The sequence below is a fragment of the Bacillus cereus group sp. BfR-BA-01355 genome (assembly GCF_022663675.1).
Classification (GTDB): Bacteria; Bacillota; Bacilli; order Bacillales; family Bacillaceae_G; genus Bacillus_A; species Bacillus_A thuringiensis_S.
Window position 1 is genome coordinate 26,140 of record NZ_JAKUFY010000011.1, and the last position, 20,707, is coordinate 46,846.

A 20,707-nucleotide genomic window follows, 5' to 3' on the forward strand; every position below is an offset into this window, starting at 1 on the left:
TCTTAATATATGCACGAGTAGTTGTCTATACATTCTAATGAAATTTCCTTTTTATTCAACAAAAAAGGAAATTTCTTACGTCCATTATAATTATAATATATAGTATTCATTTTTCCAAAAAGGGACAGTATCCACCCCTAATATAGAAGTCACTTCAACAATGGCATTAACCCACTAGACTCTAACATAACATGTTCACCATCTGTTTCTATTTCTACTGTACGTTTATTCGTTCTATATACCATTATACCGTGCCTTTTTAAGCGTTTTACTACACTTTGGTGAGGATGTCCATACGGATTACTACTCCCATAAGACAGAATAGCAAACTGCGGTTCCACTTTTTTTATAAACGTTTCACTTGTTGAAGTATACGAGCCGTGATGCCCCACTTTTAAAACATCTGCATGTACATCAAATTGTTTTAATATTTCATGTTCTGTCCGTACATCCGCGTCACCCATTAATAAAAAATCCGCTTTTCCATATCGTACCTTCAAAACAATTGAGGATTCATTATTTTCATCTTTTGATTTCCCATTGTTTAATACTTGTATAGAAACATGTGGATCCAGCGGTATATATTGCCCTTCCTTTACTGAAACGAAAGGTATCCCTCTTTTTTTAATATTATTCCGATATGTATGATAAGTAAGAGAACTATATGTTTTTCCGCTATCTAATATAAGCGATACCGGCATTTGCTCTACAATTGGAATTAGCCCCCCTATATGATCCATATCGGGATGCGTACTGACAATTACATCTAAATGATTAATCCCTTTCTCAATTAATTTCTGAATAATAACCTCTCCTGCTTCATAAGGTCCTCCATCAATTAACATTGTTTGTCCGTTTGGCATTATGATAAGTGTTGCATCACCTTGCCCCACTTTTAAAAAGCTCACTTTCATTTTACTAAGATGTTGCCGATGCATATGTAAAGGAGACGTAGTATGAATGGACATCATATACCTTTTAGCTGATGCGCTATTTAAAGAAAAACATAATAAAACAGAAACTAATAATAGAATAATCCGCATACCTCTCATAACTCGTCTCCTTTTTTCATTTAGTATGGCACTGTAAATAATTGATATACAAAAAAAGCTTAGCAAAATGCTAAGCTTTTATTTCGATATCTCTTGTAAGGAACCGAAGAATAAATCTGCTTCATTCATTTGTTCATTCTCTTCAGAAAGCGGGGGTAAATCATCTAATGTTTTCAATCCAAATGTGTCCAAAAATTCTTTTGTTGTTCCGTATAAAATAGGACGCCCTGGTCCTTCCGCCCTTCCCATTTCTTTTATAAGTAAATGTGAAACCAACGTTTGTAACGCCTTATCGGTTTTAACTCCTCTAATCTCTTCCATTTCAGTCCTTGTGATTGGTTGACGATATGCAACAATCGCTAACGTTTCAAGGGCAGCTTGTGAGAGCGAAGCAGCTGTTGGTGTATCTATTAGTTTTTGATAATATGAAGCATGTTCTTTCTTTGTAGCAAAACGATATACTTTTGCATACTGTACAATTTGCAAACCACGGTTTGCACCTTCACATTCTTGTTGCATTTCTTCTAAAATATTCATTACTTCATTCATTTCAATTTCAAGAACTTTCGCTATTTGTTCTGGATAAATCCCTTCATCACCAGAAACAAATAAAAGGCCTTCAATAATTGACTTTTGTTCTTTCCTATCCATTTCACGAGCTCCTTCCTTCTATTTTCCCATAAAAATACACATCAAAAAACCGAATCACAATCAATGCGTTCGGTTCAATATTTTTTCTCTTGTTCCAAACGATACATTAAAACATAGCATGAGATAAAGTGTTTTTATCCCAATTTCACATACTTGCCCTATGCAGATTTATTAGAGCTTGATACGAAAATTTCATCAAAATTATGTTCTTGCTCAATTATGATTTGTTGATTTTTCATAAGTTCCAGAACTGCTAAAAATGTTACGACCATTATTTCACGTTCATCATCAACAAATAAATCATAAAAACTTTGGCGACCACCCTTTATTTTTAACTGCTTTAAAATATCAGTCATTCGCTGTTCAATTGGTATTTCTTGACGAGTAATACGTGTTGTTACAGGTTTTTTTGCCTTTTTACGGCGCATTAATTTTTGAAATGCCGCTAGCATATCATATAACGTAACATCAAGAGGCAAGCTTGTCTCTTCTTCTTGTTGCAACGATGTAAAGTCAATTGGTGGACGTGTATATAGCTGTGCTCTTTCTTGTTCTCTTTCTTTTAACTCAGTAGCAACTTGCTTATATTTCTTATATTCAATTAACCTCTCCATCAATTCTTGACGAGGATCATCTATAAAATCATCACCGTTATCAAGTACATCTTCTTCATGTTTCGGCAACAACATTTTACTTTTAATTTGTAATAACGTTGCGGCCATTACTAAATACTCACTTGCAACATCTAATTGAAGTTCTTTCATCGTATGCACATAAGATAAATATTGCTCTGTAATATCTGCTACAGGAATATTATATATATCAATTTCATAACGATGTATTAAATGTAACAATAGATCTAAAGGCCCTTCAAAAGCCTCTACTTTAAAATTATATTGCACAAAGCATCCCACCACATTTTTTCTATAACAACATAAGTATAGAGCATACTCATGTTCTATCCAACCTTTTTAAGAAATTTAATTAAAAATAGACCGATGCCTATGTCATCATGCCCACCACTTCATATGATAACAGTGTAGTAAGAACAATGTAGGAGGTCAAAAAACTATGGGTCACGTTGATTGTGGTTTTAGCGGTGGGTTCGCATTACTTGTTGTACTGTTTATTTTACTAATTATTGTAGGAGCAGCTTGCTTCTGCTAATATGAACAATAACGGCTAGGGGGAAATCTCCTAGTCGTTTATTGTTCATATTTCTATGATACACTTATATGTATAACCGTTAGATAGGGGCGAGAAAACATGTATCCTACCGAATACATACAATTTTTAATTCATTTCCAAGGAGATTACGACTATTTTGAATGCCACGAAATACTAGAAGAGTACTGGAAGACAAAACCACGAGGAAATCGTGATCATTACTTAGTTGGTCTCATTCAAATTGCAGTTTCTTTATACCACCAAAGACGTGATAACTGGAATGGTTCTACAAAAATGATGAAAAGCGCAATCACAATTTTAGAAAAAAGCGGTGTGTCTTTACAACGTTTAGGAATTAATCAAGTACAACTTCTTTCCTTGCTCAATGAAAGATTGCAATCTATCCATAAAAAAGAACGTTTTGTACCTTTATTTTTACCCTTATCAGATCCATCGTTAGAGAAGCAGTGCACAGAGTTATGTCAAAAACAAAACCTCCCTTGGAAAGATTTGAATGCTATCCCAAGTGAATATATTATAAACAAGCATACTATGCGTGATCGCACAGAAGTCATTACTGAACGAAATGAACAATTACAAAAAAGAAAGCAGAGATAATAAACTACTTATCCCTGCTTTCACGAATGTATATTTTGTTCTAGCCCTTTACATTTTTCGCAAAAACTTGCTGTTTGCTCATTTCCGCAAATTGTAAACTCAAGAAATTTACTCTTTAACTCTTGAACCATCTTTGTCCCAATCCCCACATGACGGTGAGATGGGTTGACACTCAAATGCTGAATTTCTAATACTTGATTCTCTTTTTTTACAATCCCCATTATTCCAACAAAATCTTCATTCTCTTTCCACAAATACAATTGCCAATCATCTTTTGCTTCATATTCTTTCATTGTCAATTGTAATGTTTTCACATCTTTTTCAGTTGGCATAAACGAAAGAAGCCCCATTGCAATTTTTTCATAACTTTTTTTAAAACGAATTAACATAACCCTTATCCCTTCTTACAAAAGTTACAAACTAGTAATCCCCTCAATCACTCTTTTCATATCATATTCATTTTACAATATTTTCAACAGAGTGAGAAGAGCCTAAAACAACTTGATAATCATACAAAGCGAAAAGAAGAAAGTCAAATCTATGTTTCAGCACTATTCCTTTAATAAATAGAGTTAAAAAAAGAAAGTTTTATATGGAATGGAAAGAAACATATCATTCAATATCACTTCATTAATAGTTATCCTAAAGCAGCAAAATTAATATAACAAAAAATACTTGTTGAAACATATAATGTAATGTATTCTATGTAATTTGTTAAAGGTTTGTTCTCACAAGCAATATATTTTAGCAACAATACTACTTGTATGATGAGCTGCAGAAGAAGTACCCCGTCCCATTTAAAAGTAAAAAAAAGAGAGCAAAAGCTCTCTTTTTCCTTACCTTATTCTTCCCAAACTTTAACTTCTTTCATTACATCGCCTTGACGCATTTTTAATACTGTTTCAATACCGCTTGTTGCTTTACCAAATACAGTATGAACGCCATCTAAATGTGGCTGTGGCTCATGAACAACAAAGAATTGGCTACCGCCTGTGTTACGGCCAGCATGAGCCATAGAAAGTGATCCGACAAGGTGTCTATGAGGGTTTCCATCAGTTTCACATGGAATAGAGTAACCTGGGCCACCTGCACCTGTACCTGTTGGGTCTCCACCTTGGCTTACGAAGCCAGGAATAACACGGTGGAATGTAACACCATCATAAAATCCTTGCTCTGCTAATTTTTTAAAGTTTTCTACTGTTTTCGGTGCTTCTTCTGGGAAAAATTCCAAGTCGATTTTTTCACCGTTTTCCATTAATATGTATCCTAAAGTTTTCATATGTATATGTCTCCTTTCAACTATCTCAGCACTATATTACCACATTCATGACTAGAAACAAAAAGAATCCGACAATCTAGATACTTCTTTTTTGAAATGTGGAAAAAGCTAGGTGACAAATAAGAAATATATACTATAATAACTTTGTTGCCCGAAAATTTTAGAAAGAGAAAGGGAGCGATTTTTCGTGAAAACGAAATTATTAGCTCTGCTATTAGCTGTAACGGTATTTATGATGCCAACAGCTTCATTTGCAGACATCATCGAGGGAGAATCAATTGTTACACTAGGAGAGAACTTATCCGAACAACAAAAACAAGATCTGTTAAAAGAAATGAAAGCACCGAAAGATGCTACAATTATTACTGTATCTAATGCGGAAGAACATAAATTTCTAGAAGGCATTGTTCCAAAAGCACAAATTGGTACGAGAGCAATTTCTTCTTCTATGATTACATACACTAAACCAGGATCTGGTCTTATTGTACGATCAAAGAACATTAACTGGGTAACAGATGCAATGTACACTAACGCTTTGATTACAGCAGGTGTAAAAGATGCAGAAATTCAAATTAACGCACCTTTTAAAGTTTCAGGAACTGCAGCTTTAACTGGATTAATGAAAGCATATGAAACTGCGTCCAATAAACAAATTCCTGAAGAAGTTAAAAAAGTAGCGAATGAAGAAATGGTACAAACAGCCCAGCTTGGTGATAAAATTGGTGAAGAAAAAGCAGTTCAACTTGTTGCAAAAATTAAAGAAGAAATTGCAAAAGAACAGCCAAAAACAACAGAAGATTTACGTTCATTAATTAAAAAAATTGCTGATCAATTAGGCATTACATTAACAGATGAACAGTTAGATAACTTAGTATCGTTATTTGATAAAATGAAAAATCTTAATATCGATTGGAATCAAGTTGGTAGTCAATTAAACAAAGCAAAAGAACACGTTTCTGCCTTTTTAGGATCTGAAGAAGGACAAAGTTTTCTAGATAAAGTGAAAGATTTCTTCTCAAGTATCATTGATTTTGTTAAATCTTTATTCAAGTAAAAAAGAAGCCCGCCAGTGACGGGCTTCTTTTTTATACAAGTAACGGTAATTTCATAACAGCCTCTTCAACCGAACGCACTATATGATTTGCTTTCTCCTTTACATATGGATGGGCATGATGAAGAGTAAATGAATGCGGGGTTACTTCAAACATAGAAATATCATTGAAAGAATCTCCAATACAAGCAACTTCATTTGCTTCAATTTGCAAATGGTCCATTAGTCGCTTTAGAGCACTACCCTTACTCACGCCTCTTGGCATAATATCAACATAGCGTTTACCTGATATAAAAACTTCCGCTTCGCCTTGAAACGTATCTCGTAGCTCTTGATCTAACGTCACAATTTTCTCTTCTTCTCCAAAAACAAACAATTTTGCAGGGTGCACAGTCTTACCAAACTCTTCTTCTAACGCTTCAATTTCAGCGATATGCACACCCATATACGCTTCAAAATTATGGTGTTGTTCATTTTTCCTTTTTGTATATCGCTGCTCATTTGCACAAACAATATCCGCTAGTCCTTTTTTATGTATATATCGATATATTTCCTGGGCAACCGTATTTTCAAAACTCGATTCATGGAATAAATCCCCATCCGGAAGTAACATTGTCGCTCCATTTAAGCCAGTTGTGTAATATGGGAATGAAAACCTTTTTACAACTTCATCAATTCTGTGTGTAAAGCGGCCAGAGGCAAAACAAATATTTGTCCCTTTCTCAGCTAACCAACACAGCGCACGTTCATCTTCTTTTTGCATATGATTCACATCGTAAACGAGCGTGTCATCTAAATCACTTACAAATAATTTAATCATGTCCTCTTCCCCTTCCATACACAATATCTACTCTAAGTGTACACAAAAAATGTGTGATTTTTGTTAAAAAACAATAAATTTTTGCTAAAAAAAATAAACGGGTGTATAATCCCGTTTATTTTTGTCTTTTTACATTTTGAGGTCTTACAATACTTGGTCGTACTTTTAAACTAGACATTGTTGGACGGAGTAAAATTTTTGTTAACGCGCCCCAATCAAATGGTAAAAACGGCCATAAATAAGGTGTTTGTAAACTTTTTATAGACGTTAAAAATAAAATTAATATCGTCATACCAATTACAAATCCCATCTCATGGAAGAGACCTGTTAAAATAATAACAAACAATTTCCCAACCTTATTCCCTAATCCTAATTCATAACTCGGTGTTGCATATGCACCAATCATCGAAACCGCTACATACAAAATTACTTCTGGCACAAACAAACCTACATCAATTGCAATTTGACCAATTAATATAGCGGAAATTAACCCTGCTGCAGACGATAACGGCGTTGGAGTATGAATGGCTGCCATCCTTAAAAACTCAAGTCCGACCTCTGCCATTAACACCTGTAATAAAATTGGTAAATGCGTCATCTTAGTCGGTCCAATAAAAGCAAGATTTGCTGGCAAAAGAGTTGGATCAAATACAAACACTAGCCAAAATGGTAATAAAAATAACGAGAATATAACACCTAAAAAGCGCACCCAGCGTAAAAATGTACCGACAGCTGGATTTTGTCTAAATTCTTCCGCATGCTGTAAATGATGAAAATATGTTGTCGGTGTAATCATAGCACTTGGTGATGTGTCAACGAGCACTAACACATGCCCTTCTAGTAGATGATTTGCTGCTACATCTGGCCTTTCTGTATATCGAATAAGTGGGAATGGGTTATAGCTTTGCTTTACAACAAATTCTTCTACTGTTTTATCCGCCATCGTAATTCCATCTACATCGATGTTATTTAATTCTTGTTTTATAATCTTTACTAAGTCTGGATTTGCAACATCTTGAACGTATGTAATACAAATATCCGTTTGTGATCTATCTCCTACTCGAATAATTTCATTTCGAAGACGTGGATCTCGAATTCTTCTACGAATTAATGCTGTATTTACAACGATATTTTCAACAAACCCATCCCTCGCACCGCGTACTACCTTTTCGGTATCTGGTTCTGTCGGTGTTCGCCCTGGATAACTACGAACATCGATCGCGAACGCTTCCGTTTCACCTTCCACAAATATCACAATGAGTCCTGATAATACTTGGAGCATTACCTCATCCATCGTTTTCACTTTGCTTACTTGTTGATGGATTAAGCGATTCTCTAAAAGCTTCACTGTATCTTCTTCTACATCCCTTATCTCATTTGTATCCACCGCTTCTTCTAAAATAGGGATAATATAATTTGTATCACAAAGTCCGTTTACAAATAACACACCAATTTCTTTATTCAAAATTTGAAATTTACGAATGCCAACATCGTATGTAACGCCTAGTCCAACTGTCTGCTTTAAATAATTTTCATTGTCACTTATGAAAGTTGATATAGGGATATCCACCTTTTTAGGCTTCGTCATAAAAACCACTCCTTTCCAAAATTAATTGAATCGCTTTTCTAGTAATAGGTGACCCTCTCTCCCATTCATCATTCCCGCACATTTTACCAATATCACCAACTCCAACAATGACAGGAACATTTAAATCGTCTAAGCAATATATTGTATCTCCACTAATCCTGCCAATTTCACCATCTGGAAGTCCAAATTTATCAACACCGTATTCGGTTAAATTCCCATTCCGATCTACACTTACATCTACACGTGCCCATTCCCAATGATGCGTATTAGACGCTACTGCTAAAATTCCGAGCACATCAATTTGTTTATGGGTAGCCACATATTTTAAAGCCTTCTCACCAGATCCTTCTCCAATAAATCCACTGTCATCAAACATGACAAATACAGGGTCATATGGCGTTTGCATAATAAGCTCAACAACTTTTTTCCCTGTCAATTTGGTTGGATTACTTTGTGATGCTGAAATACACCTTCCCCCAAATTCCTTTGTTAAAAGCTCAATTGTCCGCTTTGCATATTCATCTCCATCTGTGACCAAAACAACCCTTCGTCTCATTTGATTTATCCTTTCGGTTTACATATAAGTGCTATAAAAAACGAAAACAATATCGCTGCGGAAATGCCCGCAGACGTTAAACTAAACATGCCAATACCAATTCCTAAATATCCATGTTTTTCTGCTGCATGCATTGCTCCGTGCAATAGTGAATGTCCAAAACTTGTAATAGGGACTGTTGCTCCAGCACCTGCAAACTTTATTAGTTTATCGTACAATCCAAATCCATCTAAAATTGCTCCGATGACTACAAAAGTTGCCATTAAATGAGCTGGTGTTAACTTTGCGAAATCTAACAATAGTTGCCCAATTACACAAATAGCTCCACCTACAAGAAATGCATATATAAAATCCACAATTCACTCTCCTTTAACTCTTTCAAATACGACACCATGTGCAATTGTTGGAATCGTTTCTTTCTGTTGCATCATCATCGGGCTTAATAATGCGCCAGTGGCAACGACAAAAATTCGTTGTAAATTCCCTTTTTGCATCTCGTGTAATAAATGGCCATATGTGACAACTGCTGAACAAGCGCAACCACTACCACCTGCAAACACTTCTTCTTGACTTGATTCATAAATCATCAATCCGCAATCATTGTATATATGCCCAAGATCGTAACCTTCCTCAAGTAAAAGTTGTTTTGCAATCGGCGTCCCAACAGCTGATAAATCACCCGTAACAATTAAATCATAATCATCGGCACTTCTTCTTAAATCTTCAAAATGCTGTTGAATTGTATGAGCTGCTGCTGGAGCCATCGCTGCCCCCATATCCAAAGGATTTGTGATTCCTAAATCTTGCACTTTTCCGATTGTAGCCGCCGTAATTTTAATCGCACTTTTTTCATTGCTAATTAATATAGATCCTGCACCAGTCACAGTTGAATTTGCTGTCCCTGGCTTTTGCCCACCATACTCTGTTGGATAGCGAAATTGTCTTTCAGCCGTTGCATTATGACTACTTACTGTAGCTAAGACACGATTTGCAAATCCACCGTCTATAAAAGCTGAGCCAACTGCTAAAGTCTCCATAGACGTCGCACAAGCGCTAAACATTCCTAAAAAAGGAATGCCCCACTTACGCGCAACATAATTTGCTGTCACTGTTTGATTTAATAAATCTCCCGCTAAAAAGAAATCAATTTGCGATGTTTTTATATTCCCTTTTTGCACTGCTTGTTGAATTGAGTCTGACATTAATCTTCGTTCGGCGAGCTCCCAATTTTCCTCTCCACAATGCAAGTCATCGTATGAAATATCAAAATCTTTTCCAAGAGGGCCCTCAGCTTCTTTCGGACCGACAGCAGTACCCGTTGCATTCACATATATATCATTTTGAAATAGCCACGTTTGTTTTCCGGTCAACCTCATACTAGCCCCTCCTTTAAGACATAAAAACTTTAAAGGTATACCTTATTAACCCAATGATATATGCACCAACAACCCCAAATACAATTACACTTCCTGCCAGTTTAAACATATTTGTAGCAATCCCTAGAACAATCCCTTCACTCTTATGCTCTAAGGCAGCGCTCGCCATAGAATTTGCAAATCCTGTCACCGGCACCGCTGATCCTGCTCCAGCAAATTGACCGATTTTATCATATACACCACATCCTGTTAAAATCGCGGATAATAAAACAAGCGTTGCAACAGTTGGGTTTCCTGCCTCTTGTTCACTGAAGTGAAAATAATGTATATAAAATTTCATCAATACTTCTCCAACTGTACAAATGAGTCCACCTACAAGAAATGCTTTGATACAATTTAGTAAATAGTTTGGCTTTGGATGATACTCCTTCACTTTATTTATGTAATCATCCTTCAATTTCTGACTTGTCATTTATATACTGCCTCCTACTTTACGAAATAAATCCAGTGAAACAACGATCCTATTACTTTCCCAAGTACAATAGCAATGAGTAAAACAACAATCTTCCCCTCTACCCCTACTCGTTTCGCTAAAATAGGTAGAACATTTAACACCTCTGTTAATGCCGCAGCAAGCATTCCAATGAACGTGCCACAAAATATCCCTAATATAACGAGCCAATATTGCGATGTTTGAAATGTAATGTTTTTCAAACTACACCAAGCCCCTGTTAAAGTACCTGCAATGACTGCCCACTCAAAATATTGAATATGCTTTCCACTTCTCGTTAATTGAGCTAAACGGGGGATTATACCAAGTACAGCTAAAAATGCGACATACCCGCTACCTACCGCAATCCCTCCAGCTAAACCAATTAAAATAACAAATCCAGACTCAATCATCGGCAAGTTGTTTCATATTATCCTTGTTTTCATTAACGATTACATATTGATCAAGCGACTGTTGATATTGAAACATCTCAACTTCTAGCGGACTTGGCTCTTCATTAATTCGCTTTTGAAATACATGATTAAAGAATAAAACCATCCCTAAGCCAAGACCTAAAGAATAAGGAATTTGAAATAAAAGTGGTTGCGCATTAAATTCTCCAGTAATCATGTAATATAACCGTTGATGTACTTGTTGCATACTTACATCTTCATGGAAATAAATGATCGCAAGGGCCGCTCCAATGAAAAGTAACAGCCATACAAGCCCGAAAAAAACTGGATGCGCCTTCTTTTTTTCGTATATAATTTCAACAAGAGTTTGTCCAGAACCGAGTAAATTAATTTGTACATGAGATGCTTTCTGTTGAATAATCTCAATTACTTTCATAACATCAATTACAACATGCGTCTTATCATGCGCTGTTATTTTGTAAACTATCTCATTTTGTAACAACTCAACTACGGAAGAATCTCCGGCAAGTTGAGCAACATCGCCCAGCTTTACTTCATAAGTAGGAGAAACTTTTAAACGATTGCGCATTTTAATATAAATCGTTTGTTCCAACTTTCATTCACCCCTTCACTCTTCCTCGTAGTTGTAGTATGGTTATTGAATTTTTTTCTAATACAATTTTTTCATAAAAAAACATCTGCACCATTTTGGTGCAGATGTTTTTTACTTATGCCTTTTTCTTAAATAAGTTTGCAATACTTAATGCAAGCCCTCCCCAAATGACTACGATTCCAATAACCATCATCATAATCGCTGATCCACTCATTATGAAACACCTCGATCTTTCCATTCTTTTTCAAGTTTGGCAGAGTCCGAATGAATTTGTGCATCCCATTTTTTCAGACCAATGATTATTGCAACTATGAGGAATGCTGCTGCTATCGACCAACCATACGTTACAACAAACTCAGTCGGATAATCTCCATAGTTCTTTTTAATATTTTGGATTGTACCATCAATTAGCATATACCCTAACATAAGCGGAGTAATAACGAGTAAACTCACTCTCCAAAACGTTCCTAATTTAATATCAGATACAAAGTTTGCATGATTTTGATAAACTGGTAAACGACGTAAAATGAGCCCTATCGTAACTACTTCCGCAAGTGCAATTGTAATTAATCCGAAATTATTAGCGAAATAGTCGACAACATCTAAGAACATAAGTCCACCACGTGTTGCAAAAACAAGAGAAACTAACACGAGAAGGGTTCCCATAATTCCAATGGTTTTTTCACGACTTAAACTGAATTTTTCAGATACAGCGGCAAAGCATACTTCCGCAAGTGAAATAAGTGATGTGATTCCAGCAACCGTTAACGATAAGAAAAATAATACACCAAACAACGGTGACATCGGCAACTCATTAATAATTTGCGGAAATACTACGAACGCAAGTCCAACGCCAGCACTTGCTACTTTATCAACCGGTACTCCCATATTATTTGCCATAAATCCAAGAGCTGCAAAGACTCCAATACCTGCTAATAATTCAAATCCTGAGTTTGCGAATCCAGTAATAAAGGCATTATTTGTTGTATCAGAGTTTTTCGGTAAATAACTAGAATACGTAATCATAATTCCAAATGCTAAAGATAAACTAAAGAATATTTGACCATAAGCAGCAAGCCATACTTTCCCATCAAAAATACGACTCCAATCTGGTTTAAAGAATGCATCTAGTCCTTGCATAGCACCTTCCATCGTCACTGCACGAACGACGATAATAAGGAACATAACAACTAATAAAGGAATAAATATACGGTTAACAACTTCGATTCCTTTTTTAACTCCTTTAAATGCAACGCCAAGCACAATAATCCAAACGAGAGCTAACGGAATTAATACTTCCGGTACAAGTCCTCCAAATTGTCCTGGCTTATCTGCAACATGTAAGTACTCTTTAAATAAAAATGATTGCGTGTCTTTTCCCCATGCTCCAGTAATTGCAAAGTATGTATACGATATAGACCAAGCAATAATCACTGCATAATATGTTGAAACGATAAATGTTACGCACATTTGCCACCATCCAATAAATTCGGCACGCGGGCTAATACGGAAAAATGTAAGTGGTGCTGAGCCACGATGACGATGACCAAGAGCAAACTCAAATGCTAACAATGAAATACCCGTCGTTAATAATGCAAATAAGTACGGTAAAAAGAATGCCCCGCCGCCATTTTCATACGCTGTATAAGGAAAACGCCATATGTTTCCTAATCCAACGGCAGATCCGACCGCTGCGAAAATAAATCCAGCTCTCGTTCCCCATTGTTGCCTCGTTTCCATGTTTCCTTCCCCCCTTTATGACAAGTTCATACTTGGATTATATTTTAAATTAACTAAATTATCAATAAATTCTGTTAATTTTTTCGAAAATTAACATCTCTCTCCTATTAACTTCATAAAAAAATCGAATAGACAATTATTCGTCTATTCGATCTTTCATCTGTTTTAATATTTTCTTTTCAAGTCTTGAAACTTGTACTTGCGAAATACCTATGCGCTCTGCTACTTCTGACTGTGTTTGATCTTTATAGTAACGCAAGTATACAATTAAGCGCTCTCGTTCATCTAGTTCTCTAATCGCTTCTTTTAAAGCAATTTTATCGAACCATTTCGTTTCAGATTGATCTGCAATTTGATCTAAAATAGTGATTGGATCACCGTCGTTTTCATATACAGTTTCATGTATAGATGAAGGCGCCCGGCTCGCTTCTTGTGCTAGAACAACTTCCTCTGGCGTTAGTTCTAGCGCCTCTGCCACCTCATTAATCGTTGGAGCCCTTCCGAACTCTTTCGAAAGCTCATCTCTCATCTTTCGAATTTTGTTCCCTGTTTCTTTTAAAGACCTACTAACTTTCACTGATCCATCATCACGTAAAAAACGTTGTATTTCTCCAATAATCATTGGAACTGCATATGTTGAAAATTTCACGTCGAAAGATAAATCAAATTTATCTACCGATTTCAAGAGCCCAATACATCCAATTTGAAATAGATCGTCTGGTTCGTATCCTCGATTAAGAAACCGCTGTACAACCGACCAAACGAGACGCATATTACTTTGAACGATTGTATCTCTCGCCTGTTGATCTCCATCTTGACTTTTTTGAATTAACGCTTTTAGCTCGTGGTCCTTTAACTGAGGTTTCTTCTTCTCATTTTTGACCTCTATGTCCATAGGCTATTCTCCTTAATTGCATAGAGCGTTACTATTTGATAAGTATTTTGTCAAATGGATTGTTGTCCCGAAAGATTCGTTTGAAATAACTTCTACTTCATCCATAAAATTTTCCATGATAGTAAATCCCATTCCGGAACGCTCTAATTCAGGTTTAGTTGTAAAAAGGGGTTGTCTCGCTTCATCTAAGTTAAAGATTCCAATCCCTTCATCTCGAATCGTGAGTTTCACCATTGCTTCTTCCAAAATTACAGAAATATAAACAATACCTTCTGCATTTCCTTCGTATCCATGAATAATTGCATTTGTAACCGCTTCTGACACAACTGTTTTGATCTCCGTTAATTCTTCCATCGTTGGATCTAGTTGTGCAATGAAAGCCGCCACTGTAACGCGAGCGAATGATTCATTTTGACTTAATGCTGAAAATTGAAGGTTCATTTCATTTCTCATCTATGCCACCCCCAACGTCGCGAGCGCGTGCGCTTCACTTTCTTCTAAGCGAACGATTTTGAATAAGCCCGACATTTCAAATAAACGCTTAACAGGCGGTGAAATTGCACAAACAACCATTTCTCCACCTAATCCCTTTACGTGTTTATATCGGCCTAATATAACACCTAGACCAGAACTATCCATAAACGATAAGTTCTCTAGGCTCAAAACAATATGATGAACACCATGTGTCTCAATCATATCTGTTACTTTCGTTCGCAACTCTTCAGCCGTATGATGATCTAATTCACCCTCTAGTCTCACACATAGGACGTCACGTTTTACTTCTAATTGCATGGAAAGACTCACACGATTTCCTCCTTATGCTCAAACTTTACTTATTCACATACATAAAGATTTTCGTGATATAAAATAAGAATCCTTCCTGCTGACAAAAGAAGAACTATTTCGTCATAAAGTGAAACCTTTCAGCATTATTCACTGGCATACGAATAGAAAAGCGGCAAACTATTTGCCGCTATTTTGATGTTGAAAACATCCCAAAACTTCTTTTAAATAACTCCCACCAGCTCGCTGCAGCAACATCTTCTTTTGCTACAATTGTTTGTTTTAATAAAACATCTTTATCTTTTTTAATAACAAGTGTGCCAAGCGCGTCACCTTTTTTAATCGGTGCTTTTACTTTCTTTTCAGCAATTACTTCTTGTTTTACCTTGTCCATACTCTCGCCCTTCTTCATAAGAAGAGAAACATTATCTGACGCAACTAAATCTATTTTTTCTTTTTTCCCTTTTCCTACTTGAACTGTCTTAATTTTTTCGCCGCGCGTATACAATTTCTTTGTCATATATTGTCCAAATGCATAGTCAAGAAGCTTCGTCACTTCGTTGTTCCGTTCTTTTGATGTTGGTGCTCCCATGACAACTGAAATGACACGCATGCCATTTTTTTGAGCCGATGCTGTTAAACAATATTTCGCTTCTGTCGTAAAACCTGTTTTTACTCCATCTACGCCAGGATAAAAACGTACTAGCTTATTCGTATTAACGAGCCAAAACTTTTTATCCGTATCTTCACGTAAATAATCTTCGTACTTACCTGTGTATTTACGAATAAGTGGATACTTCATCAATTCTCTCGCCATTATAGCCATATCATTTGCTGTCGAATAATGGTCTTTGGCCGGAAGACCTGTTGGGTTTTGAAAATGTGTATTTTTCAACCCTAGATCTTTCGCCTTTTTGTTCATCATATTTACAAATCCTTCTTCTGAACCTGCGATATGCTCAGCTACTGCAACAGATGCGTCATTTCCAGATGCAATTGCAATACCCTTTAACATCTCATTTACAGTCATCTCTTCCCCAGGTTCTAAAAAGATTTGCGATCCACCCATTGAAGCTGCATGTTCGCTCGCTCTAACTTTATCGGTCAGTTTTAGTTTTCCTTTTTCAACTTGTTCCATAATTAAAAGCATTGTCATAATCTTTGTCATACTAGCAGGTGGTAATTTTTCATTTGGGTTTTTATCAAATAAAACTTTACCTGTATCTTGCTCAATTACGATTGCTGACGACGCTTGTTCCGCTAACTTCGGCGTTGTTTCTTCTGTTTTCTCCTGCTTCGTTTTCTCAGATTGCGCAAAACTCACTGAAGTTCCAGAAAGCAATAACATGAAACAAACAAGTATTCCAAAAACTCGCTTCATGACTAACCCTCCATTCTATATCAGACCTATTTTTTCCAATTTTCCTTTTTTTAATACCAATTTTTTCTATTATTTTCATTTGACAAATACATTCGTCCCCTATATTGTATTAAGTGTATTACACACAGTAGTACACTTAATACATATGAGGAAGGAGACATTGCTCTTGCATATTCAACTTGACCCAAGAAGCAACACTCCGATATGGGAACAAATTGTTCAAAATATAAAAGAACTCGTATTGAAAAACATGTTGGCTCCAAGTGATAAACTTCCTTCTGTACGCGAGCTCGCTTCTTTACTCGTTATAAATCCAAATACAGTGAGTAAAGCGTATCAAGAGTTAGAGCGACAAGGAATTATTGAAACGTTACGAGGAAAAGGAACATTTGTATCCCAATCGATTACCCCAACATTAGACGAAAGGAAAATCGCTATGGTTGAAAAGCAATTTCATCAATTACTATTAGAAGCCTCTTATCTTGGTATTACGAAAGATAAAATTCATGATTGGATAGATTCATACTATAAAGAGATTGGAGGAAATACGGATGTTGAAAGTGACAAGCTTGAAGAAAACAATTGATAATCAAACAATTTTAGACGATGTTTCTTTCACATTACAAAAAGGTAGTATCGTCGGATTACTTGGAAGAAATGGTGCGGGGAAAACAACTTTATTACGAACGATAGTCGGTATTTTAGACCCAGATGAGGGAACTGTTACATATGAGGATATCGACATTCATAAAAATCCTGAAACGAAACAAAAAATCGTATATGTTCCGGATTCTACTAACATACTGAACGGTTATACAGTAAAAGAAATCGTGAAGTTTTATAAAGCAGTTTATACAGCATTTGATGAACCATATTTCTACGAACTACTAGAACGTTTCAATTTACCAAACAAACGAATTCGTAGTTATTCAAAAGGAATGAAAGCACTGCTTGCCATCATTTTAGCTGTTGCTGCACAGGCAGAATATATTATTTTAGATGAACCAACAAACGGACTTGATCCTATCGTTAAAAGACAGATTTTACAGTTTCTCGTTGGAGAAGTTGCAGAAAAAGAGATTACCATTTTCATATCTACCCATCATTTAGATGAAGTTGAACAAATTGCAGATACAATCATTATTTTAAAAGGACATACTGTATCTTCTATTACATCACTAGACGATGCAAAATCACAATTTGCTAAAATCCAAGTAGCCTATGAACGCTCATTACCTCAAAAACTAGAAAACTTAAGCAATATTAAAATATTAAACCAAACGGGAAAAGTATATACAATCTTAATTGAGGGAAATGTAGCTACAACACTGGAGAAGTTTTATAAAGAGCAACCTATACTCATTGAAGAACTAACAATGTCACTTGAAGATGTCTTCGTTACGACACTGGAGGAGGATGGGTATGTTTCATAAAGCGTTGTGGATGTGGAATTGGAAGCGCGGGAAATATGCTGCGTTACTGTTTTTCTTTAGTTCGCTTTATTTTTTATCTTTCGAATACTATCAAGCAGCAGAAACTCAACAGTCTCTCTTTCTCCATCCAGAAAAAATAGGTGAAGAAAAGTTCTACTATCATTATTCTTTTTATTCTTCTAATAGCTTTTGGTTAGGTATTATTACAATTATCCTATCCTGTATATTGATTGGTTGGGAGCGAAGTAATCAAAGTGGAGATTCACTTATGACATTTCCATTTAAAAGACGTGATATGTTTTTATCGAAGTGGGTTTTCGGTGGATTTTTCATTGTACTATCACTTCTAATCAATTGGGGTCTTATGTATTTTATTTATAAATCTACGATTCACTTTGAATATCAATCTTTCGAACCGTTTCATCGATATTTCCTGTATGCAATTTTCACATATATCGCTATCTATACTGTCTCTTTATGTATAGGTACATTTACTGGCAGTATTATTTCACAAAGCATCTTTAGCATTACTTTTTGCATCATGGGAATGGGAATCTTTTCACTCTTACTCCTATTCTTTACAGCTCATGCTGAGGCAATACAGGGGAATAAAAGTTATACGAATTTCGAAAACATTTATGAATTCAATAAAAAGACCAACATTTCAAGCGCTATATTAGACTTTTCAATTAGTTATAATTACCACCCTACTGCCCAATCAGATGAAGATCATGGAAAAGTAATACAAAGGGGACCTACTTTTCATAGTTATTACTCTGCAAAAATAATACTTGTTCCTATCTTCTATACAATTTTCAGTTTGCTTATTGGGATGTTTCTCTATGCAAGGTCACCTAATGAACATAATAAGAAAATTTTCCTTTTTCCAAAATACAACTCACTCTGGATGTCGTGTACTACCTTTTATTTTGCATTAATAGGTGGGCAAATGTTGAAGCGTTTTGATTTATTATTTAGTTACTATGTTGGGTTCTTTTTATTTGGAATCGTCACTTATTTTATATTATCACGTCTTACAAACTATAAAGTTTTTTAAAGGAGAGATCCTATGTTTCAAAAAGTATTATGGATGCATACCTACAAGCAAAGTAAATATATTGTTTGGCTATTTTGGTTAGTAAGTTTTTATGTACTATCCTATAAATACTACTTAGCATCTGCCGAGCAATTAAAATATTTTCATGAACATAATGAATGGAAATATATATACCGATACTATTATCAACTTTCACTTCCCGATGCTATCATGGTTCAAGGAGGACTCCTTATTGCATTAGCCTGCATCCTTATTGGATGGGAGCGTCAAAATCAATCAAGTGACATTCTATGGTCTATGCCATTTAAACGGAAACATCTCTTCATGACGAAATGGCTTTTTGGTGTGTGTAATATTTTAGCTATCGTTATATTGAATTGGGGACTTTTTGCTATTATGAAAAAGGCAACTTTTCATAATAAGTATCAAATATTTTCACCATTTCATACCTATTTCTTATACATGGTTATCATCTTAATTGCTATATATACACTTGCATTATGCATAGGAACAATTGCTGGTAATATGATTTCACAAGGATTCTTCAGTGTTGCTATACTTGGATTCCCTTTTATTTTGCCGACTCTAATTGCCGGAGCTATTTCTATTCATACGGTTGGACTTATTTCTAATCATCCCGTCTATACGGAGGAGAATGTAAATCGTTACGGTTCAGTAATAGAAAAAGTGAGTATTTTAGCGCCAGTTCGCGGATTCAATATTAATTTTAATTACGATCCTCAACGTGCTTATACTGATGAACAAGGCGTACGTCATGATGAACCTAATTTTACGTATATTCCCTCAGCAACAAAACTTATCGGCCCAATCGCAAATGTACTTATTCTATTACCTTTAGGAATGTACTTATATACAAGATCACCTAATGAACAAAATGGGAATTTTCTATTATATCCGAAACTCAAAACACTATGTATGATATGTTGTGTAATCTTTATTGGAATGTTTGGAGGAATGGCAACGGGAGGAAGTCATTCTATCTTAAATTATTATATTGGTTTTATAGGAACCAGTACGATAGTCTACCTACTATTATCTCGCTTATTAAAATTTAAATTTTCTTGGCGTGTGAAATAACCTCCTCTTAAAGAGGAGGTTATTTCACATTCTCTCTCCTATCCCCATACACCATCTCTTCTTTCATCCCAAATCCATCACCATTTTGCACAATTTGCTCTGTCGGTGCAACTACACTTTCGGCAATTTTCCATTCCCCACGCTCTTTTACAAATACTTGTAGAAAATAGTTCATACCATCTAATTGATATGCATTTTCTTTTTTCACATTATAGTGAATCGCAATGTAGTACACTTGAATGTTTTCTTTCCCTATTTTTGATACGTATTGCGATAGTCTCGGTATATAAAGTGCTGCTTTCTGAAAAGATAGTTGCTTCGCTTTAACAAACGATGAACTTGTTACATTACGTAATGTGTCCCGATTACGAATATTATCGCTATGGTGAAATAATACTGCGTTTTGCATAGAACGAACCCATAATTTCGAATATAAAACTGTATTATCAGTTTCAATGTACTTCACTTCTTTTCGCACCACTTGGATAGGCGTATCTGCGTACGTGAATGTTTGAAAATAGAAAAAACTACCAAATAAAATGGTAAGTGCAGCAATATATTTCATAATCTTTCCTCCGATCTTTTAATTAAAGTATCGGAGTTTCAAAATATTTTTATTCAAAAGAAAAAGGATAGGAATGCTTTC

The 20,707-nt window shown here is 35.5% G+C and carries 27 protein-coding genes; 7 read left to right on the top strand and 20 right to left on the bottom strand.

Annotated elements, in window-relative coordinates; all coding sequences use genetic code 11:
• Positions 1-149: 149 nt before the first annotated feature.
• The 3 genes from MR167_RS05790 to scpA form a co-directional block, all read right to left on the bottom strand.
• Complete coding sequence (locus MR167_RS05790) at positions 150-1,052, bottom strand: ComEC/Rec2 family competence protein (RefSeq protein WP_001214828.1); 903 nt, start codon at positions 1,050-1,052, stop codon at positions 150-152.
• Positions 1,053-1,130: 78 nt separating this feature from the next.
• Positions 1,131-1,703 carry a segregation/condensation protein ScpB gene (scpB, locus tag MR167_RS05795; protein ID WP_000375173.1) on the bottom strand — a complete coding sequence of 191 codons (573 nt, stop codon included), beginning with the start codon at positions 1,701-1,703 and terminating at the stop codon, positions 1,131-1,133.
• Between the two features lie 158 nt (positions 1,704-1,861).
• Positions 1,862-2,605, bottom strand: coding sequence for a segregation/condensation protein A (scpA, locus tag MR167_RS05800; RefSeq protein ID WP_001199753.1), 744 nt, complete (start codon positions 2,603-2,605; stop codon positions 1,862-1,864).
• Positions 2,606-2,774: 169 nt separating this feature from the next.
• Between scpA and MR167_RS05805 the strand changes: the two genes are divergently transcribed.
• A complete protein-coding gene (locus MR167_RS05805; protein ID WP_000510194.1) occupies positions 2,775-2,870 on the top strand; it encodes a YjcZ family sporulation protein in 96 nt (31 codons plus the stop codon).
• A 99-nt stretch (positions 2,871-2,969) separates the two neighbouring features.
• On the top strand, positions 2,970-3,488 hold the full coding sequence (locus MR167_RS05810; RefSeq protein ID WP_000283612.1) for a DUF309 domain-containing protein: 519 nt from the start codon (positions 2,970-2,972) through the stop codon (positions 3,486-3,488).
• Positions 3,489-3,508: 20 nt separating this feature from the next.
• Here the strand turns inward: MR167_RS05810 and ribT are convergent, their stop codons facing one another.
• Together ribT and MR167_RS05820 are read right to left on the bottom strand one after the other, a co-directional pair.
• Positions 3,509-3,877, bottom strand: coding sequence for a GNAT family N-acetyltransferase RibT (ribT, locus tag MR167_RS05815; protein ID WP_000908401.1), 369 nt, complete (start codon positions 3,875-3,877; stop codon positions 3,509-3,511).
• 452 nt (positions 3,878-4,329) lie between these two features.
• On the bottom strand, positions 4,330-4,767 hold the full coding sequence (locus MR167_RS05820; RefSeq protein ID WP_000853784.1) for a peptidylprolyl isomerase: 438 nt from the start codon (positions 4,765-4,767) through the stop codon (positions 4,330-4,332).
• Positions 4,768-4,954: 187 nt separating this feature from the next.
• Here MR167_RS05820 and MR167_RS05825 point away from each other — a divergent pair, with 187 nt between their 5' ends.
• The gene (locus tag MR167_RS05825) at positions 4,955-5,821 is read left to right on the top strand and encodes a DUF1002 domain-containing protein (protein ID WP_016077278.1); all 867 of its coding nucleotides are present in this window, start codon (positions 4,955-4,957) and stop codon (positions 5,819-5,821) included.
• Between the two features lie 31 nt (positions 5,822-5,852).
• Here MR167_RS05825 and MR167_RS05830 read toward each other — a convergent pair whose 3' ends face one another.
• The 14 genes from MR167_RS05830 to dacF form a co-directional block, all read right to left on the bottom strand.
• Positions 5,853-6,656, bottom strand: a complete 804-nt coding sequence (locus MR167_RS05830) for a Cof-type HAD-IIB family hydrolase (RefSeq protein WP_002082221.1) — start codon at positions 6,654-6,656, stop codon at positions 5,853-5,855.
• A gap of 97 nt (positions 6,657-6,753) precedes the next feature.
• On the bottom strand, positions 6,754-8,226 hold the full coding sequence (gene spoVAF / locus MR167_RS05835) for a spore germination protein SpoVAF (RefSeq protein ID WP_000165593.1): 1,473 nt from the start codon (positions 8,224-8,226) through the stop codon (positions 6,754-6,756).
• Complete coding sequence (gene spoVAEA / locus MR167_RS05840; RefSeq protein WP_001254416.1) at positions 8,213-8,782, bottom strand: stage V sporulation protein SpoVABEA; 570 nt, start codon at positions 8,780-8,782, stop codon at positions 8,213-8,215. Before spoVAEA ends, spoVAF begins: the two co-directional genes overlap by 14 nt.
• Positions 8,783-8,787: 5 nt before the next feature.
• Entirely contained in the window at positions 8,788-9,138 is a 351-nt protein-coding gene (gene spoVAE / locus MR167_RS05845) for a stage V sporulation protein AE (RefSeq protein WP_000345907.1), read from the bottom strand.
• A gap of 3 nt (positions 9,139-9,141) precedes the next feature.
• Positions 9,142-10,158 (bottom strand): stage V sporulation protein AD, encoded by a 1,017-nt coding sequence (spoVAD, locus tag MR167_RS05850; RefSeq protein WP_242314174.1) that lies wholly within the window; start codon positions 10,156-10,158, stop codon positions 9,142-9,144.
• A 13-nt stretch (positions 10,159-10,171) separates the two neighbouring features.
• Positions 10,172-10,630, bottom strand: coding sequence for a stage V sporulation protein AC (gene spoVAC, locus MR167_RS05855; protein ID WP_000203809.1), 459 nt, complete (start codon positions 10,628-10,630; stop codon positions 10,172-10,174).
• 14 nt (positions 10,631-10,644) lie between these two features.
• Entirely contained in the window at positions 10,645-11,061 is a 417-nt protein-coding gene (gene spoVAB / locus MR167_RS05860) for a stage V sporulation protein SpoVAB (RefSeq protein ID WP_000572938.1), read from the bottom strand.
• Complete coding sequence (locus MR167_RS05865; RefSeq protein ID WP_000438368.1) at positions 11,054-11,674, bottom strand: stage V sporulation protein AA; 621 nt, start codon at positions 11,672-11,674, stop codon at positions 11,054-11,056. Before MR167_RS05865 ends, spoVAB begins: the two co-directional genes overlap by 8 nt.
• Positions 11,675-11,789: 115 nt before the next feature.
• Entirely contained in the window at positions 11,790-11,888 is a 99-nt protein-coding gene (locus tag MR167_RS05870) for a methionine/alanine import family NSS transporter small subunit (RefSeq protein WP_000016826.1), read from the bottom strand.
• Positions 11,888-13,414, bottom strand: coding sequence for a sodium-dependent transporter (locus MR167_RS05875; protein ID WP_000450088.1), 1,527 nt, complete (start codon positions 13,412-13,414; stop codon positions 11,888-11,890). Before MR167_RS05875 ends, MR167_RS05870 begins: the two co-directional genes overlap by 1 nt.
• A gap of 136 nt (positions 13,415-13,550) precedes the next feature.
• Positions 13,551-14,309: an RNA polymerase sporulation sigma factor SigF gene (gene sigF / locus MR167_RS05880; protein WP_000350729.1), complete on the bottom strand. Its 759-nt coding sequence runs from the start codon at positions 14,307-14,309 to the stop codon at positions 13,551-13,553.
• Between the two features lie 12 nt (positions 14,310-14,321).
• A complete protein-coding gene (gene spoIIAB, locus MR167_RS05885) occupies positions 14,322-14,762 on the bottom strand; it encodes an anti-sigma F factor (RefSeq protein WP_001243398.1) in 441 nt (146 codons plus the stop codon).
• Entirely contained in the window at positions 14,763-15,113 is a 351-nt protein-coding gene (gene spoIIAA, locus MR167_RS05890; RefSeq protein WP_000059135.1) for an anti-sigma F factor antagonist, read from the bottom strand.
• Between the two features lie 169 nt (positions 15,114-15,282).
• Complete coding sequence (gene dacF, locus MR167_RS05895; protein WP_000832002.1) at positions 15,283-16,473, bottom strand: serine-type D-Ala-D-Ala carboxypeptidase DacF; 1,191 nt, start codon at positions 16,471-16,473, stop codon at positions 15,283-15,285.
• 166 nt (positions 16,474-16,639) lie between these two features.
• Between dacF and MR167_RS05900 the strand changes: the two genes are divergently transcribed.
• From MR167_RS05900 to MR167_RS05915, 4 genes are read left to right on the top strand one after another with little or no spacing between them, the layout of a single operon-like run.
• Positions 16,640-17,059: a GntR family transcriptional regulator gene (locus tag MR167_RS05900; RefSeq protein ID WP_000548027.1), complete on the top strand. Its 420-nt coding sequence runs from the start codon at positions 16,640-16,642 to the stop codon at positions 17,057-17,059.
• Positions 17,025-17,906, top strand: coding sequence for an ABC transporter ATP-binding protein (locus MR167_RS05905; RefSeq protein ID WP_000922124.1), 882 nt, complete (start codon positions 17,025-17,027; stop codon positions 17,904-17,906). Before MR167_RS05900 ends, MR167_RS05905 begins: the two co-directional genes overlap by 35 nt.
• Positions 17,896-18,963, top strand: a complete 1,068-nt coding sequence (locus MR167_RS05910) for an ABC transporter permease (RefSeq protein WP_000468517.1) — start codon at positions 17,896-17,898, stop codon at positions 18,961-18,963. Before MR167_RS05905 ends, MR167_RS05910 begins: the two co-directional genes overlap by 11 nt.
• A gap of 12 nt (positions 18,964-18,975) precedes the next feature.
• Entirely contained in the window at positions 18,976-20,061 is a 1,086-nt protein-coding gene (locus MR167_RS05915) for an ABC transporter permease (protein WP_242314177.1), read from the top strand.
• A 19-nt stretch (positions 20,062-20,080) separates the two neighbouring features.
• On the opposite strand, the gene MR167_RS05920 is transcribed toward MR167_RS05915, so the two are convergent.
• Complete coding sequence (locus MR167_RS05920; RefSeq protein WP_000873789.1) at positions 20,081-20,626, bottom strand: hypothetical protein; 546 nt, start codon at positions 20,624-20,626, stop codon at positions 20,081-20,083.
• Between the last annotated feature and the right edge of the window lie 81 nt (positions 20,627-20,707).